This is a genomic window from Nostoc sp. CHAB 5715 (assembly GCF_020829685.1).
GTDB lineage: Bacteria > Cyanobacteriota > Cyanobacteriia > Cyanobacteriales > Nostocaceae > Nostoc.
Genome location: NZ_JAIVFR010000036.1, coordinates 1 through 15,599, shown reverse-complemented (window position 1 = coordinate 15,599; position 15,599 = coordinate 1). Strand labels below are relative to the sequence as shown.

General features: G+C 42.3%; 19 protein-coding genes and 1 pseudogene. 9 read left to right on the top strand and 11 right to left on the bottom strand.

The window, feature by feature from the left end; genetic code table 11:
* Together LC574_RS03760 and LC574_RS03755 are read left to right on the top strand one after the other, a co-directional pair.
* A partial coding sequence (locus LC574_RS03760; RefSeq protein ID WP_229451558.1) for a BrnT family toxin occupies positions 1-245 on the top strand: 245 nt, incomplete at its 5' end.
* The gene (locus tag LC574_RS03755; protein WP_229451557.1) at positions 229-441 is read left to right on the top strand and encodes a hypothetical protein; all 213 of its coding nucleotides are present in this window, start codon (positions 229-231) and stop codon (positions 439-441) included. The genes LC574_RS03760 and LC574_RS03755, both read left to right, overlap by 17 nt.
* Positions 442-1,047: 606 nt before the next feature.
* Here LC574_RS03755 and LC574_RS03750 read toward each other — a convergent pair.
* Together LC574_RS03750 and mutT are read right to left on the bottom strand one after the other, a co-directional pair.
* Positions 1,048-2,892 carry a tetratricopeptide repeat protein gene (locus tag LC574_RS03750; RefSeq protein ID WP_229451556.1) on the bottom strand — a complete coding sequence of 615 codons (1,845 nt, stop codon included), beginning with the start codon at positions 2,890-2,892 and terminating at the stop codon, positions 1,048-1,050.
* A 242-nt stretch (positions 2,893-3,134) separates the two neighbouring features.
* Positions 3,135-3,551 (bottom strand): 8-oxo-dGTP diphosphatase MutT, encoded by a 417-nt coding sequence (gene mutT, locus LC574_RS03745; RefSeq protein ID WP_229451555.1) that lies wholly within the window; start codon positions 3,549-3,551, stop codon positions 3,135-3,137.
* Positions 3,552-3,714: 163 nt separating this feature from the next.
* Between mutT and LC574_RS03740 the strand changes: the two genes are divergently transcribed.
* Positions 3,715-4,194, top strand: coding sequence for an SUKH-4 family immunity protein (locus LC574_RS03740; RefSeq protein WP_229451554.1), 480 nt, complete (start codon positions 3,715-3,717; stop codon positions 4,192-4,194).
* 39 nt (positions 4,195-4,233) lie between these two features.
* Complete coding sequence (locus LC574_RS03735) at positions 4,234-4,374, top strand: SUKH-4 family immunity protein (RefSeq protein WP_229451553.1); 141 nt, start codon at positions 4,234-4,236, stop codon at positions 4,372-4,374.
* 385 nt (positions 4,375-4,759) lie between these two features.
* On the opposite strand, the gene LC574_RS03730 is transcribed toward LC574_RS03735, so the two are convergent.
* From LC574_RS03730 to LC574_RS03710, 5 genes are all read right to left on the bottom strand, one after another.
* The gene (locus LC574_RS03730) at positions 4,760-5,104 is read right to left on the bottom strand and encodes a DUF760 domain-containing protein (protein ID WP_229451552.1); all 345 of its coding nucleotides are present in this window, start codon (positions 5,102-5,104) and stop codon (positions 4,760-4,762) included.
* A gap of 234 nt (positions 5,105-5,338) precedes the next feature.
* Positions 5,339-6,295, bottom strand: a complete 957-nt coding sequence (locus LC574_RS03725; protein WP_229451551.1) for an RNA polymerase sigma factor, RpoD/SigA family — start codon at positions 6,293-6,295, stop codon at positions 5,339-5,341.
* A 642-nt stretch (positions 6,296-6,937) separates the two neighbouring features.
* Positions 6,938-10,204 (bottom strand): carbamoyl-phosphate synthase large subunit, encoded by a 3,267-nt coding sequence (gene carB / locus LC574_RS03720; protein ID WP_229451550.1) that lies wholly within the window; start codon positions 10,202-10,204, stop codon positions 6,938-6,940.
* A gap of 601 nt (positions 10,205-10,805) precedes the next feature.
* Positions 10,806-11,360, bottom strand: coding sequence for a Dps family protein (locus LC574_RS03715; RefSeq protein WP_194044835.1), 555 nt, complete (start codon positions 11,358-11,360; stop codon positions 10,806-10,808).
* Between the two features lie 73 nt (positions 11,361-11,433).
* On the bottom strand, positions 11,434-11,643 hold the full coding sequence (locus tag LC574_RS03710) for a hypothetical protein (protein ID WP_229451549.1): 210 nt from the start codon (positions 11,641-11,643) through the stop codon (positions 11,434-11,436).
* Between the two features lie 372 nt (positions 11,644-12,015).
* Between LC574_RS03710 and LC574_RS03705 the strand changes: the two genes are divergently transcribed.
* The 3 genes from LC574_RS03705 (at position 12,016) to LC574_RS03695 (ending at position 13,372) form a co-directional block, all read left to right on the top strand.
* A complete protein-coding gene (locus LC574_RS03705; protein WP_229451548.1) occupies positions 12,016-12,273 on the top strand; it encodes an Asr1405/Asl0597 family protein in 258 nt (85 codons plus the stop codon).
* A 60-nt stretch (positions 12,274-12,333) separates the two neighbouring features.
* Positions 12,334-12,990 carry a (2Fe-2S) ferredoxin domain-containing protein gene (locus LC574_RS03700; RefSeq protein ID WP_229451547.1) on the top strand — a complete coding sequence of 219 codons (657 nt, stop codon included), beginning with the start codon at positions 12,334-12,336 and terminating at the stop codon, positions 12,988-12,990.
* Positions 12,991-13,126: 136 nt separating this feature from the next.
* A complete protein-coding gene (locus LC574_RS03695) occupies positions 13,127-13,372 on the top strand; it encodes a toxin-antitoxin system HicB family antitoxin (protein ID WP_229451546.1) in 246 nt (81 codons plus the stop codon).
* A gap of 55 nt (positions 13,373-13,427) precedes the next feature.
* On the opposite strand, the gene LC574_RS03690 is transcribed toward LC574_RS03695, so the two are convergent.
* From LC574_RS03690 to LC574_RS03680, 3 genes are all read right to left on the bottom strand, one after another.
* On the bottom strand, positions 13,428-13,841 hold the full coding sequence (locus tag LC574_RS03690; protein ID WP_229451545.1) for a putative toxin-antitoxin system toxin component, PIN family: 414 nt from the start codon (positions 13,839-13,841) through the stop codon (positions 13,428-13,430).
* A complete protein-coding gene (locus LC574_RS03685; RefSeq protein ID WP_229451544.1) occupies positions 13,829-14,083 on the bottom strand; it encodes a hypothetical protein in 255 nt (84 codons plus the stop codon). Before LC574_RS03685 ends, LC574_RS03690 begins: the two co-directional genes overlap by 13 nt.
* Positions 14,084-14,317: 234 nt before the next feature.
* Positions 14,318-14,542, bottom strand: a complete 225-nt coding sequence (locus LC574_RS03680; RefSeq protein ID WP_306422076.1) for a hypothetical protein — start codon at positions 14,540-14,542, stop codon at positions 14,318-14,320.
* A 27-nt stretch (positions 14,543-14,569) separates the two neighbouring features.
* Between LC574_RS03680 and LC574_RS03675 the strand changes: the two genes are divergently transcribed.
* On the top strand, positions 14,570-14,734 hold the full coding sequence (locus LC574_RS03675; protein ID WP_229451543.1) for a hypothetical protein: 165 nt from the start codon (positions 14,570-14,572) through the stop codon (positions 14,732-14,734).
* Between the two features lie 67 nt (positions 14,735-14,801).
* Here the strand turns inward: LC574_RS03675 and LC574_RS03670 are convergent, their stop codons facing one another.
* The gene (locus LC574_RS03670; protein WP_099070261.1) at positions 14,802-15,176 is read right to left on the bottom strand and encodes a hypothetical protein; all 375 of its coding nucleotides are present in this window, start codon (positions 15,174-15,176) and stop codon (positions 14,802-14,804) included.
* A gap of 119 nt (positions 15,177-15,295) precedes the next feature.
* On the opposite strand from LC574_RS03670, the pseudogene LC574_RS38445 reads away from it, so the two are divergent.
* A pseudogene (locus LC574_RS38445) lies at positions 15,296-15,599 on the top strand (hypothetical protein); the annotation flags it as partial.

Sequence of the window (15,599 nt, the reverse complement as noted above, 5' to 3'; positions counted from 1 at the left end):
TTAGTAATGCTGAAAAGCATAGTGTGTCTTTTGAAGAAGCTGTTACGGTTTTCGGAGATCCACTAGCCATCACGATTCCAGATCCTGATCACTCAGTAGGCGAATTTCGTCTTCTGACTACAGGTTTATCAAGGTCACAACGTCTTTTGGTTGTATCCCACACAGAGCGAGAAGGTGAAGTGCGTTTGATCAGTGCTCGTTTAGCCACTCGACAGGAGAGAAGAAGCTATGAGTCAGGAACCTGAAATCAACGTCAATGAAGACATGAGACCTGAATATGATTTTTCAGGTGGTGTCCGTGGCAAGTATTACGAAGCGTATATGCAATCGAGTAATGTTGTAGTTCTTGATCCAGACGTAGCAGAAATCTTTCGAGATTCGGCTTCTGTTAATGAGGCGTTGCGATTGCTTGCAAAAATTGCGAAGGCAACAGCAGCATAACAAATCCCTTACACAGGAAGGTCGGAAACTGCTGGTGCTGAGTTTGAGGCCTGATCGAGAAATTGCCCATCAGTTGAAAGTTGAGCGATCACATTTCTTGCTTCTCTCCTCAAATTTGGAAGCAGTTAAAACAATTCGCTTTTTCGCAATACTTCGGCTACGCCCTTACTTCGACGCCGCTCAGTACAAGTCGGCTACGCTCAGGACAAGCTCAGGACAAGCTCAGTACAAGTTCGCAATACTTCGGCTACGCCCTTACTTCGACGCCGCTTACAAGTCGGCTACGCCCTTACTTCGACGCCGCTCAGTACAAGTCGGCTACGCTCAGGACAAGCTCAGGACAAGCTCAGTACAAGTTCGCAATTACGTTTTGTGACGGGGATTTAGACCCCGACTAACATACGCGCTACTTGATAGAAGCAGGGGACTTAAACCCCCACCACTTGTTAAACCTGAATCAAATTATTTTCTTACATAACGCGGTGTGCAACTTTCTCTCAAACCTAACCCCCTTTCCTCATAGGGAAGGGGAGCAAGACTTAAAGCCTCTCTCCGCTTCCGGGAGAGGAATGGAAGTGGGGTTTTAAGAATAAGTTGCACATCGCGTTACATATCTTGTTTATATTCTTCTAACAATTGCGGAATGTAATCATACCCATCTACACCGATAACCGCAATAATTTTTGGGCGATGTTGCTGTAAGAACTTTTGAAAAGCTTCTGCCCCTATTTGTCCTTGTAAAATTGTCAGTAATCCTGCTGGTTGTCGCCACTCACGAGAAGCGATTTGCTCTAAAAGATACATTCCCAAGCAGCCTGTATAAATAGTTTTTTCTGAATTTTGTAGATGATAATAGGCTTCTGCCAAATAAGCTAAGTTCCGCCCTTGGAGATACAAATCACCGGAAACTTGGGCTGTTTTAAAGCCATCTTCAAGATATTTAATTGCAGTTTGGTGTTCCCCAATTACTAAATAGGCAATTCCTAAGCTGCTGACACATAAGGCTTTACTTTGAATATCGCCTAATTTTTCTGATAATTTTAAACCTTGTTCCAAATAGTTAATTGCGGCTTCATAAGTTTCGGGTTCTAAGTTTTCCAGTTCCTGAGCCTGCATAACTTCGCTGTAACCTAAATTTACTAGCGCGTTTGCTTCTCCTGTTCTATCGCCTGCTTGCCGACTCAGTATCAATGCTCGTTGACTGTAATTAATTGCCTCAGCATAATTTTGCTGTTGCACGTAGGTACGGCTGAGGTGGTTGAGATTGGCAATTTCACAGGGGCGATCGCCTGCATTTCTGGCTATCTCTAACGCCTGCTGATGAAAATCGATAGAGCGCTGGTATTGTCCCAAAGCACGCTGAGAATAACCTAAAAGGGTCAAAATCCGCGCCTTTTCTTGGGTTCCCTCGCCTCGTCGTAGCGGTTCATCTAAATAATCTAGGGCATCTCGCAAATAAGTGCCAGTAAAAGAGGCAAAAATCCCGCCGTAAAAGGGAAAATACGGACGCTGGGCAAAGGTTCGCAAAATCTGGAGCATGATTTGAGAACAGGCATCGCTGTATACTGTCCCAATACTCCTAAAACCACTTGCTAACTGACTCCAAATCACTGCAAAGGTCAAAAAAGTGGAAATGGACAACTTTGGCCCGGCCTTAATATCGTAAGCTTGTTGGTCAAACCAGTTAATTAATCCTCGTTGCAAGAACTGTAAAATCAATGCCATTTCTACCCAATCTCTCAGGGTAATCCCCCGTTGTCGCTCGGCAAACTCTATTGCAGATTCTTCCATAGCTAAGGTGCGAAGCAGTGCTTGGGGTAACTCACTGTTGAGTTGTTTGGCCCAACTTGCCCAAGGGCCACGTTCTCCCGGTACGCCGCCAAATCCCAAAGATTCTTTTTGCTCGTACATCCAACTGAGCAAGTTGTCTTGCAATCGCTGCCAAGAAGCTAAACCACGGGTAATCCCTTCAGAAAACTGTTCTAAATCAGCATCTGCTTGGGCAAATTGCTGTAATGCTTTTGATAATTGCTGTAGCTGTTGCAAATTTACCGGATATTTCTGATTGGGATCAGTAACCCGGATAAATACCGCTAGACGCTCGTCATCGGTGGCTCTGGTAATTTCTGTAACTGCGGAGGCGATCGCTTCTGTGGCTTTGTTTTGCTCTTGCCAACGTTGCCATTGACTTTGAATAGTTTTAATCGCTCTCAAACTTCGAGTCGCCTTGGCTTTTTTGAGTTCGTCTTTTTCACTATCCACTTGGTTTTGGAGAGCATTCAGGCGATCGCTCAAAGCTAACTCAAAGACTTCCCCTGTACCGGAAGTAATTCCTTTAAGCAGCATTTGATACACCATCTCCACAGAGCTAATTTTGCCCTTGAGGGTGGTTTCGACAATTTCATTGATTAAGGCAAGATAGCGATCGCGCAATGGCAAAGAGTCTGACACTTTGGCTACTAGAGAACGTCACGTCCATTCTAATTCTAGTCTGAGTTTGACCGAGTGGATTGAACGCCTGTAGGGATTGAGAGCATTCAAGGAAGAGGCGTTCGAGCTTACGGAACCCACGTTTTAAAATGTGGGATTGGATGTTGGACGCAATGCAAGTCGCGCTATGCGTCTCGATACAATTCTTTTTTTTAAACTGGAAATGCTCACATCTACGTAATAAACCTACACCTGTCAGCTCCCTACTCCCCACTCCCTTTTAAAGCAGCAATAATTTGAATATTTGCTTTAGGAAAAGTAAACTCCTCCAGTTCTTCCAAAGTTACCCAGCGAATTTCATCGGATTCCAAAGGTTGGGGAATACCTGTAACATGGCGGCAGTGATGTACTGTGAGGGTAACGCGCAAGTCTGTATAGGTGTGGTCAATAGTAATCAGATGCTCTCCTACTTCAATTACTATTCCCAGTTCTTCGGAAATTTCTCGTTGAATACACTCGCTGATAGTTTCACCAGGCTCAATTTTACCACCAGGAAATTCCCACAAACCACCCATTGCTCCTTCTTTCCGACGGCGATCAATTAAAATTTGCTCTTGATCGTTCCAAATTACTGCAACACCAATGATTTTATGGGGTGGGAAAGAACTGGTTTCACTCATGGTTAATTGGGGAGATGATGAACTACTTTTGCTAATGGTACATCCATGTACTATTCATACCCGTATAAAGGAGGTGGTATAAATAATTATTAGATAACACTAAAATATCAAAATATTGGAAAAAATTGTGTAGATTTTTAATAGCTTAAAGTAAATGTAAATTATGATTTTAGAGCATGAAATACTTGAGGTTTTTGGCAAAGAAAATCTAGTGTACGCAAATCCAGAGAGGGTAAATAACATTAGCCTTCCTAGTGAAACCAGAGAATTTATCTTGAAGATAGGATTCCCATATATAGTTGGTCATTTTAGATTTTCAATGGATTTTGAGCCAATTTCCGAAGATATTCAAATTGGTGAATCTGCAAGAAGGCATTTAGGACAACTTTACACTATTGGTTATGTAAGTGCTTCTCAAGTAATAGGAAGAATAATTTTTCTCAGTGAAATTGGTTTGGATAACAATGCTAGCTTATCAGATATAGGTAGAAAGGTAAGAATATTAGGAGTCGATGAATACTTTTTATTTTACTCAGAACTAGCTTTATCTTATCGAATATGCCTTAATTTAGAAAATAAAGGTGAAATAGTATCTATTAATCCAAACAATTTATCAATGAGTTTTTTTAATTCAAGCATTTAAAAACTTGCAGCTTCTATAGTTGCCTATGGTAAAAATTTATTGTTAGTCAAAAACTTTGAAGAAGAAATCAAAGATTTTAAGCAAGAATTAAAAATAATTGATCCAAAGGCGTTAGATAGTGAAGAAAACGTATGGGTAGATACTCTAGAGCAGTTAATACGGGATGACGAGGGATACTAACTTCTAACAACAAAACTCGGCAGTCTAGTTTGAACTCTGCCGAGTTTAGATTGATTGCAAAGGTCGTCTAGCGCTATTACTTTATCCACAAATGTGTATTAATCATTTAGCAATACGCCTCTATTTGAACTAATTACCAAATTATAAAAGGTTCACAGATAAGCAAATCCAAAAACTTCGCGCTACTCTGCGCCAACCTCCGCGTTCCTCTGCGTTGAAATTTCAACCTTAATTCGTCACTATTTTGGATATTTTAAAAATATTTAGCTGATGCATGATTGGAAATTAGGGGCAAAGATTTCGCAGAGGTTCATTTTAAATTTGTATCGCCATGACTGTGACTAGCTATAAACCCAACAATAATATTGAATTTACTATTATATTTCTAGTCAATTTCGCTGCTGTTGGTTTCAGATCCTTGTAGGGCGATTTCAAAATCCATTCTCTGTTCAGCGTTACGCAAGAAATAACCACTAATCATAGCAGAAGCCAGAAGCCGACCCAGACTTTCTCGACTCGTAGTTACAGTAACGCCAAAGTTTTCTGAAGGTAGATTACCCAATAGTCCTATAATATTCCGTTCCATTACCTGAAAAACTTCGGCAGACTTGGGTTTAGATAGTTGGGTAACTGTTTCTGGACTCAAGGATTTAACATACTGCCATAGTAAATCGCTAGTTTCTGATTCGCTATTGAAAAATTCTGAGACACGATTGGATGGGTTATTCATTTTTTAGCTCCTTAACTACCACTGCTAGCTGCGGTGCTTGTGATTTGAATATTAAATCTCTGTTTTGGATTAGACTTAGCTAGCTCTTTTGTCTTCCTGTCAACTAATCTAACAGCCAAGCTTAAGAGTGGAAGTAGGCGTAACCGTACCAAAGTCAGCGTATTTTCTCACCCATTGATCATTCGTCCTTTGTAAATAACTAATAACAAAGGACTAATGACTAATGACTAATGACTAACTTGCCAAATATTCACCCATGTTGGTTTTAGACTTGCGAAGTTTGGTTAAAGCTTCCCGCTCAATTTGCCGGACTCGTTCTCGGCTGATGTTCAAGATTTCACCAATTCTAGCCAGCGTCAGGGCTTGCCCATCAGTTAAGCCAAAGCGCAGCGTAATCACTTCCTTCTGTTGTGGCGTCAGGTCTCCCATCAGGCGATCTAAGTCATAAGATAAGGAAGATTGCATGACAAATTCTTCTGGAGATGCTCCTGGATCTTCCAGCATTTCTCCAAGTTCGGTGTCGTAATTATCACCCAGCCGCAAATCCAAAGAAAGGGGCAAACGCGCCTTTTCTAGATACTCTCGCACTTGTTTAGGGGTCAATTCTAATTCTTCAGCTAGCTCACCAGCTGTCGGAGCGCGCCCCAATTTTTGAGACAATTGACGCTGTGCCTTTTTAATCTTATTTAATTTTTCAGTTATATGGATAGGCAGCCGAATGGTGCGGGCTTTTTCGGCTATAGCACGGGTGATAGCTTGCCGAATCCACCAATAGGCGTATGTAGAAAATCTATACCCTTTGGTAGGGTCAAACTTTTCTACGCCCCGTTGCATACCAATACTACCTTCTTGGATCAAGTCCAGTAAATCGACGTTGCGCTTTATGTACTTTTTGGCAACGGAGACTACCAGCCGCAAATTGGCTTCTACCATCTTACGCTTGGCAATCTCACCATCAGCGATCGCTTCGTTCAACTCTGCTGGTTCTAGCTTTGTCGCTTTGGCCCACTCTTCTAAAGTCGGTTGACGACCTAACTGGGTGGCAAGAGATTCTCTTGATTCGTGCAAAGTGCAAGAACGTTGCACTTGTTTACCATAGAAAATCTCTTCCTCGTGTGTTAAGAGTGGCACACGGCCAATCTCACGCAGGTAAGTCCGCACGAGGTCTGTGGCTGTCTGAGCGGTCTTCATGGCGCTACTCTTTGGTAATGATGGGTTTGGCGGTAGGGTCATTAAGGGATAGATGCTTTTTTAGGGTGCTACCCAGTCAGACTGGGAACCGATGCTATGGTTTGCAACTTACGCATCCGAGAAACTCGGCTGCTTATAATAATCAATTTAGGCTTCTTAACTGCTAAAAGTTACAGCTATTTCCTATTTTTCACAAGTATCTACAGTTAGATAAAAAATCGCTTTTTAAACATTTTTCTATTGGAGCCGTATTAACAATTGTAACATTTATGAGAATATTTTGGCTATATGGCGACATTAAATTTCCTGGTTGTTCCAGTTCATGCAACGCCGCCCTTTCTCTCTAGGCTGACTAGAAGTCAATTTAAGAAATTCTCAGGTTCAAATAGTTTTCCTCATATTTGTTAAAATATCTCTAATGAGAACTATAGTCATTCTCTTATAACAATTACTTAATTTTCTTGGGGATGGGGCATGGGGCATGGGGCATTGGGCATCCCTTCGGCTTCGCTCAGGGCAAGTGGGCATTGGGCATTGGTTATTCTCCTTGTCTCCCTCATCTCCCCAATTCCTAACTCCTAACTCCTTACTCCCCACTTTGTACAGACGCGATTAATCGCGTCTCTACCCACTCCCCACTCCCTACTCCCTCGCAATCGGGCAATACTCTTGAATGGTTTTTACGTCCAAAGTCGTATTTTGTAAAGAACGGATGGCGGCGACGGTAGCTTTCGCGCCAGCGATGGTAGTAATGATGGGAATTTTGTAAGCTAAGGCTGTGCGGCGGATTAACCTAGCATCAGTGTGGGCTTCTTCTCCTGAAGGTGTGTTAATAATGAGTTGGATTTTCTGGTTTTTGATTGCATCTAGGACGTGGGGACGGCCTTCATGCAGTTTTAACACTAATTCAATATTTAACCCCTGTTCGAGAAGAACTCGCCGTGTACCAAGGGTAGCCATCACTGTAAAGCCCAAATCGATAAACTCCTTCACCACACCACCGGCAGCAGCTTTATCGCGATCGCTCATTGATACAAATACAGTTCCACTGAGTGGTAAACGCTCCCCAGCACCCATTTCCGCTTTGGCAAAGGCACGGCCAAAGTCGCTGTCAATCCCCATCACCTCACCAGTGGATCGCATTTCTGGACCTAATATTGTATCAGTTCCTGGGAATTTATTAAAGGGTAATACTGCTTCTTTTACAGCAATATGTGTGGGAATGACTTCCTCGGTGAAATGTAGCTCCTCTAAGGTTTTACCTGACATAATTAAGGATGCTAGTTTTGCCAACTGTACACCCGTTGCTTTAGAAACAAATGGGACTGTACGCGAGGCGCGGGGGTTGGCTTCTAAAATGTAAACTTGGGGAGAATAACTGCTTGCGCCGACAACGGCAAATTGAATATTCATTAACCCCACAACTGACAGCGCTTGCGCTAGCTGCACTGTCCAAGTGCGAATTTGATTGAGAACTGCTGGTGATAGGGAAATCGAAGGTAAGGAACAAGCGGAATCTCCTGAGTGAATCCCCGCTTGTTCGATGTGTTCCATGATGCCACCAATCACCACCCGTCCGGTATGATCAGCGATCGCATCTACATCGACTTCGATGGCATTTTCCAAAAACTTATCAATCAAAATCGGATGTTCTGGTTCCACTAGTACCGCAAAGGTCATGTAGCGTTCCAACTCAGCATCAGAATAGACGATTTCCATCGCCCGTCCACCTAACACATAGCTGGGACGCACTACCACCGGATAGCCAATGCGTTTGGCGACAATCAGCGCGTCTTCGTAACTCCGAGCAATACCATTAGGCGGTTGGGCAATATTCAACTGTTGAAGAATCTTTTCAAACCGCTCCCGGTTCTCTGCCATGTCGATGGAATCTGGCGATGTACCCCAAATTTTAGTGAGCAGTCCAGAAGTGTCATTTCTAAGAAATTCTTGTAATGGGAGAGCCAACTTCAATGGTGTTTGTCCACCAAACTGGATTATTACACCGACTGGATTTTCAGTTTCAATGATGTTAAGGACATCTTCTTTTGTTAAAGGCTCAAAGTAAAGGCGATCGCTGGTATCGTAGTCTGTCGAAACTGTCTCTGGGTTAGAGTTGACCATAATCGTCTCATACCCCGCTTTCTTCAAAGCATAAGCGGCGTGACAACAACAATAGTCAAACTCAATTCCCTGTCCAATGCGGTTGGGGCCACCACCCAAAATCAACACTTTTGGCTTGGTTGCTGCCAAAACCTCTGTTTCTTCTTCGTAGCTAGAATAATAGTAGGGAGTAAACGCTTCAAACTCAGCAGCGCAGGTATCTACGGTTTTATAAACTGGGATAATCCCTAATGACTGGCGGTAGGCGCGAACTTCATCTTCGGTGGTTTTAGTGGCATAAGCAATCTGGCGATCGCTAAATCCATCTCGCTTCACTTCATAAAGTTGCTCTTTTGTCAATTGCTGCAAAGGTGTTCGCTTGAGGAATTTTTCGACATCTAGCAGTTGCTGAAATTTATCTAGGAACCACGGGTCAATACCAGTCAGTTCGTAGATTTCCTCAGCACTAATGCCTAGTTGCAAGGCATGGCGCACGGAGAAAATGCGATCGGGGTTAGGTGTCCGCAATTGGGCGCGGATTTGTTCACCACTGGGTAATTTTTCGGCTTTGTCGCAACCCCAACCAGCGCGTCCGGTTTCGAGCGATCGCAGCGCCTTTTGGAAGGATTCGTTGAATGTGCGCCCAATTGCCATTGCTTCCCCGACAGACTTCATTTGGGTTGTCAGCACTGGGTCAGAGCCGGGGAATTTTTCAAAGGCGAAGCGGGGGATTTTTGTCACCACATAGTCAATTGTCGGCTCAAAGGACGCGGGAGTTTTCTTGGTGATGTCATTTTTAATTTCATCTAAGGTGTAGCCTACAGCCAATTTTGCAGCCATTTTGGCGATAGGGAAACCCGTAGCTTTGGAAGACAAAGCCGAACTGCGGGAAACGCGGGGGTTCATTTCAATTACAACCACATCCCCATTAATCGGATTGACGGCAAACTGGATATTAGAACCGCCAGTTTCCACACCTATCTCGCGGATGATTTTAATTGCCATATCCCGCAGCCTTTGATATTCTTTATCAGTGAGGGTTTGCGCGGGAGCGACGGTAATTGAGTCTCCGGTGTGGATGCCCATAGGGTCAAGGTTTTCGATGGAGCAGATAATCACCACGTTATCTGCCAAATCACGCATCACTTCGAGTTCATATTCTTTCCAGCCGAGTAAAGACTGGTCAATGAGAATTTGTGAAACGGGGCTGGCATCTATACCTACCTGTGCCATTTCTTCAAATTCTTCTTGGTTGTAAGCAATACCGCCGCCACTTCCACCCATTGTGAAAGCTGGACGAATAATTAGGGGATAAGTACCAATTTGGCGGGCAACAGCTTTGGCTTCTTCCAAAGATTCGGCTGTGCCACTGGGACATACAGCTACTCCGATCCTTGCCATTGCTTCACCAAAAAGTTTTCGATCTTCGGCTTTTTCGATGGCTGGTAGTTTAGCGCCAATTAACTCAACGCTGTACTTTTCCAACACCCCATTCTTGGCTAAAGCAACGGCGATGTTGAGGGCGGTTTGTCCTCCCATCGTTGGTAGGAGAGCATCAGGGCGTTCTTTCTCAATGACTTTTTCGACCAATTCTGGAGTTAGCGGCTCAATGTAAGTGCGATCGGCCGTTTCCGGGTCGGTCATAATTGTTGCAGGGTTGGAGTTGACCAAAACCACTTCATAGCCTTCTTCTCGCAGCGCTTTGCAGGCTTGAGTGCCAGAGTAGTCAAACTCACAGGCTTGTCCAATTACAATTGGGCCAGAGCCTAACAGTAGAATCTTCCGGAGGTCATCACGGCGGGGCATAGTAGTTGCCTTGGAATACGAGAATACAAATCCTGATTATTTTAAGGGTCTTTACCCCCTCTCGTGCTTTTTATTATTAAGTTTTCTAAGTTTGATGACAAAGGGGAGTGGGTAGAGACGCGATTAATCGCGTCTGTACAAAGTGGGGAGTAGGGGAGGCAGGGGGAGATGAGGGAGCAGGGGGAGATGAGGGAGTGAGGGAGAAGAATTAATAACCAATTCCCAATTCCCAATGCCCAATGCCCCATGCCCAATAATTATTTTGTATTTCTAATTTTATTTAATTGCGATGCTAAAATTTTTAAAGTTTTTGCGAATCTTTATTATTTAATTTGATTAGATTTGGCAACAGATGGTTATTTATTCTGGCATATACCTATCTAATTATTAGATATAAATAAATTTCTTAACTAAAAATATTTATTAACTATCTAATTGCTAAATATTTGCAACGTTAAATATTATGAAAATATGTATACTTAAATTAAAAATGGCAGAGAGATACGAATACCATTCTCTGCCATTTTTTATAATATTTTAAGAGTTAGTGCTGCTAACTTTTTCTTTGAGTCTAGGTAGACAAATCTAGATTATGAGAGTTTTAGCTTTGAGCAGCTTGGACAAACCCTAAAGTTAAACTGTCTTTGGCGAGGAAGTGAGACAAATGATATGCACGTTCCTCAGTTTTCAACAAAATCTTTTCGTACAGATAGCGTGTACCCCGATCGCCTAAACTCTCTGCCTGAGCAGCTTGACGACGAATTACGCCAATGATTGCTTGTTCGGCAGCTAGGTCATTTTCCACCATTTGGCGAGAGGAATATACACCTTCAGATTCTTGTTCAAAACAGGTTAATTCTGCTAATTTGCTGAAGGTCGCTACTGGCACACCACCCAGTCCATCTAAACGTTCTCCAATTTCATGAACGTGGTCTTGTACTTGGTTGTAGCTTTCGTTAAAAAACTCATGCAGAGAGTAAAATTCTGAGCCTTCAACTACAAAATGATGCTTTTGGTACTGCAAGTATAGTGCTTGGAAGCTAGCTAATACAACGTTGAATCCTTCTGTAACTGGAGCAGTTACGCTGTGATCCAGCAACACAGGATTGTCATATACATGACCAAAATTCCGTAACAAAGTTTGCGTTTCAGACATTGTGTTCCTCTCTTTTTCACAGTTATAGCTTTTAACTGCTTATTCTTAACATATTAACATTTTAATAAGAAGATCAAGCCAATTCGCCATCACAAGATTTTGTATTTTTGCTTACTAAAAATCTCAAGTTGATTGTCGGCTGGATGATGGCACGCTCATCAAGTTGCATATATTTATTGAAAGCGGCGGGAAACTCCATCCCCTCGTGGGTGGAGAGGGATAGCCGCCCCGCCGCTTTGGGCATTGGGCATTGGGCATTGGTAACTTCTTCCCCATGCCCCATGCCCGATTCCCCATGCCCAAAAACTCCACCCACAAGGGGATGGAGTTTTTTATCATTACTATTGACATTTAATTTTAAATGTGCATACTTCCTAAGATGAGCGGGGAGTGGTGAAGAAGCAAGGGAGCAGGGGGAAAAGGGGAAACTTCTCCCCAGCAAAGCGCACCCTGCCCCAATTCCTCTTTTCCTTCTCCCCTGCCCCTCTCAATATGGGATGGCTGCAAACATTTGATTTATTTTCCAAAATTACTGAGAATTGTTTGCACTTAAGGTATGCTGGTTTTAAGAGGTTAAACTCCTCAGACTTTCAAAAAGCAAAGAGTTAAATCGCGGTAGTTACTGCAAGTTTGTTGCACTTTGAGGGCAATTCTCTTGAAATCGTTTAGTTCAGAAATAGAAAGCAACCACCTTGTAGAGGTGAATTGGGCAGACCGCTGGCAAGTCTATCAACGCCTAAAGGAGTTAGACATTCCCTGTAGTTGTACGGCTAACCAGCCTTTGAAAGTTGAAATTGGCTCTCCTATGACCGTTGTTCAACTTTGGAGTGTGATACGGCGATTAACAGCCTCCCGTCAAGACCAGATTTGGACTCTTGAGCGCTGCTGGAAAAGTCGTTACCAACAGTTCTAATTTTTAGCTGCTGAGAATATCTCGCTTGATAGCTTGTATTAATTAAAAGGAGGTTAAAAAATGGGTGCATCTCACAGTATGGAAGTATCGCAGTTTTGCCTTGAGGGCAGATTTATAGATTTTGTTATTAAAGATGGCTATAAGCTGAAAGGCTTAATGCTGGGGACTCATGAGGGTGAGTCTTATATTAAACTCGCTAAACATTTACGGGCTGCTTTTGACTTGCGCTTACCACCAGGGACTTGGCTGCAAGTTGTTGGTTATAAAGAATACGATATAAAAAAAGACAAAGTTACACTGAAAGCTGAACGTGTGATGGCGGCGCGTTCTGAAATGGCGACAGTTCAAACCATCGCTGCACCACAAGAACCCCTATCTATTGATAATGTCAAGGTAAAACCAGCTAAGACTAAAGCCACAATTCTGGTGTGTCAAAAGTCTGATTGTATGAAACGCGGTGGTAAAGCAGTTTGTCAGGCGTTGGAGGCGGCTTTAAGCGATCGCGGTTTAGAAGACCAAGTTACAATCAAGGGCACTGGTTGTATGAAGAACTGTAAAGTGGGGCCAAACTTAGTTATGCCAGATAAAACGCGCCATAGCCGAATTCAAGCTACACAGGTTCCGGCGTTGATGGATAAGCATTTTGGTGACAAGAGTTTAGAAGCACAGCCTGAGAATTTAAGGGAAGCGACGATATTTAATGCTAAGTTTTGCTGAAAAATTAGCGAAATCTTGACATTTTAATGAGAAAGCTTAATAATATCTTCTCAAGTGTGTTCCATTAATACTCGGCATTCAGCTTTAGCCAAGTATTTGTAAGAGTTTCAAATTAAGCGATCGCCTACGATTTGTCATGAGCAACCTGAGCGTCCAGCTTCCTGACTCTTTGTACAAAAGTTTGCAGGAACTTGCCAAACAAGACGGCATTTCTATCGACCAGTTTGTGGCGACAGCAGTTGCAGAGAAAATCGCTGCACTAACAACTGAAATTTATCTAGGGGAGTTAGCAAAGCGAGGTAATCGAGAAAAATACGACGCAGTTTTAGCGAAAGTACCAGATATTGAACCGGAATCTTACGATCAATTACCCACAGCCTAACAACGCAGTGCAGGGGATGTGCAGAGTTTTCAACCTCAGTGTTAAGTTGACTTGATTATTCAGGTATAACCAAAGTCAGAAAATCTCTAGCACTAACAATTGCAATACCTTGATAACTGCCCAGAGGTAACAAATGCCGCTTGTCGCCTGTAACAATGTGAGTTGCATTCCCAACAATGGCGCATTCTAGTACCATGTTATCGTTTGGGTCAGTAGTGAGAAAATTTAAAGTGTTGGCAATTGTGATTAGGCGTAGAAAACTAAGCAAATCAGCTATTGTCTCAATTACTTGAATAGGCGTAAATTTCAACTTCTGTTCTAATTTTTCGGTCAGTTCATCAAGTATTTCTGGACAGATTAAACCTTTTACCCGGCCTTGGCGTGCCAAATCAATACAGTGATAAGGACTACCTTTCCAGCCAATAGCAGATAGTAAAACATTTGTATCAAACACTACTACTGGTAGCACTGTCTGTCCTCATGCACCAAGTCATCTATAAATGACTCACGTTGATCTTCTGACATAGTATCCCAATCTAAACCACGTTCAGCACACAAGCTTCGTAATTGGTTTTGGGCATACTCCATACGAGAATCGCGGTCTTGCTCACTTTCCTTTGCTAGGGCTAATAATACTACTCGTTTACTCTCTGGAGGTAGCTGCTTGACTAATTCAATTACTTGTTCATCGCTCAGTGTCAGTTTTGGCATCGTTGTTACCGGAAAACTGGATTAGTTTTTCTAAACTCTTATTTCAGCGTATCAAGAGATTTGACTAGCGATGCCTGCGGCGGGCTACGCCTACGCCTACACAATGTCATGAAACGGGCATAATGTAAAGGCGATTTGAAAATTTAACTTTGTAACTCACGCAACATCCTTGTTTATTTCGTTTTGAATTTCATCCCAAGACACAGTGCCATTAATGCGTATATCTTCCCTAGCTTATTTAATGGTTTTTAAGTCTTCTTCGTCCTCTACATCATCGATTCTTTTTAAGAGGGCGTAAATTTCATCTAAAGTACTGTCATAAGCTTGATGTAACAATACGTTGATATCTTTAATTAACTCTTCTCTTTCGTCTGTTGATTTCATTTTTGTTCGTCCAAGCGTGGTTTTACTTTTTGTGCTACCTTCTCTAGTTTCGCCTAAAAGCACATTTACTTTCACTATCAGTTACTAAAATATTTTGGGATTATGGTTCAAACAATACAGGCTAAAGAAATTACCCTGCTTGACTTAGAGAACAGCTTTGGACTGCAATTGGTTGAGGATGACCAATTTTTTAGAGAGTGGCAAGATAACTTACCAGGAATAACCAAGACGGAAAGACAACAACTCGACCCAATACTGCTCGGTTAAGGAGAAGTAGAGGTAAAACAAAGAAAATTTTGTTCGCGTAAAACATCCGCGAACAAAAGGATTGGACTTACTTTTTCTCTTTGAGGCTATCGTACAAGTCCACCCAATTTTGACGAAGAGAGTCGATGCAGGAAGTTAAGTGATCGATTTGAGTTCTTCTAGCCACAGAGAGGACAGCATCAATATGAGCAGGACTTCCAGCCTTACCCAAATGCTTATATTTGCTCAATTTGTTGGGTTGAGTTGTGGAAAAAATTGGTTTGGTAGCGTGTAATTTATAGTACCAATAAGCTTGTTTTTTTCCGCGTGCTTGGTAACGTAAAACACAACAACCAGGTGGCGCTACTTCCCCTGAAGCCTGAATTTGTTGAATAGAGAGTTGTAAGGTAGCAATAGCTTGTTGTATGAGTTCAGCTCTAGAAATAATGTCAGAATCAACCATCTGGCATTTCTCGTGCGTATGGTAATTAAGGGGGTTGCACTGTTCGCGTATAATTTACGCGAACAAGCCCGAATTTAGTTTATATTATTTTACAGCCAAAATTAAACGTAAGTACCGTCTTGTTAATGTCACTTGTTAATTTTGAGGTTCAACAGCCCTGCATTACCCCAAGCCAATTACTTCTGGCAATGGATGAAGTAATTCCATCTCAAACAATAACGAACGCAATTATCAGTACTTCTTCTGTTGGGCAACGACAACGAATACTTCCGACTCATGTAGTTGTGGTTTTAGTAATTGCCAAGTCCAAAAAAGAATTAAGTGAATATACAGTAGAAAACATTAAACATAAAAATAACGAACATATTATTACGTCAGCAGCAAAAGTTCAAGAAACACTCAAGATTTTTCGTGAAAAATTAA

Coding starts and splice junctions, on each gene's coding strand:
- mutT (WP_229451555.1), bottom strand. CDS start 3,551: ATGAGTGAAACCAGTTCTTTCCCACCCCATAAAATCATTGGTGTTGCA.
- carB (WP_229451550.1), bottom strand. CDS start 10,204: ATGCCCCGCCGTGATGACCTCCGGAAGATTCTACTGTTAGGCTCTGGC.
- LC574_RS03670 (WP_099070261.1), bottom strand. CDS start 15,176: ATGGTTGATTCTGACATTATTTCTAGAGCTGAACTCATACAACAAGCT.
- LC574_RS03755 (WP_229451557.1), top strand. CDS start 229: ATGAGTCAGGAACCTGAAATCAACGTCAATGAAGACATGAGACCTGAA.
- LC574_RS03715 (WP_194044835.1), bottom strand. CDS start 11,360: ATGTCTGAAACGCAAACTTTGTTACGGAATTTTGGTCATGTATATGAC.
- LC574_RS03700 (WP_229451547.1), top strand. CDS start 12,334: ATGGGTGCATCTCACAGTATGGAAGTATCGCAGTTTTGCCTTGAGGGC.
- LC574_RS03685 (WP_229451544.1), bottom strand. CDS start 14,083: ATGCCAAAACTGACACTGAGCGATGAACAAGTAATTGAATTAGTCAAG.
- LC574_RS03730 (WP_229451552.1), bottom strand. CDS start 5,104: ATGAATAACCCATCCAATCGTGTCTCAGAATTTTTCAATAGCGAATCA.
- LC574_RS03695 (WP_229451546.1), top strand. CDS start 13,127: ATGAGCAACCTGAGCGTCCAGCTTCCTGACTCTTTGTACAAAAGTTTG.
- LC574_RS03740 (WP_229451554.1), top strand. CDS start 3,715: ATGATTTTAGAGCATGAAATACTTGAGGTTTTTGGCAAAGAAAATCTA.
- LC574_RS03710 (WP_229451549.1), bottom strand. CDS start 11,643: ATGGGGCATGGGGAAGAAGTTACCAATGCCCAATGCCCAATGCCCAAA.
- LC574_RS03725 (WP_229451551.1), bottom strand. CDS start 6,295: ATGAAGACCGCTCAGACAGCCACAGACCTCGTGCGGACTTACCTGCGT.
- LC574_RS03675 (WP_229451543.1), top strand. CDS start 14,570: ATGGTTCAAACAATACAGGCTAAAGAAATTACCCTGCTTGACTTAGAG.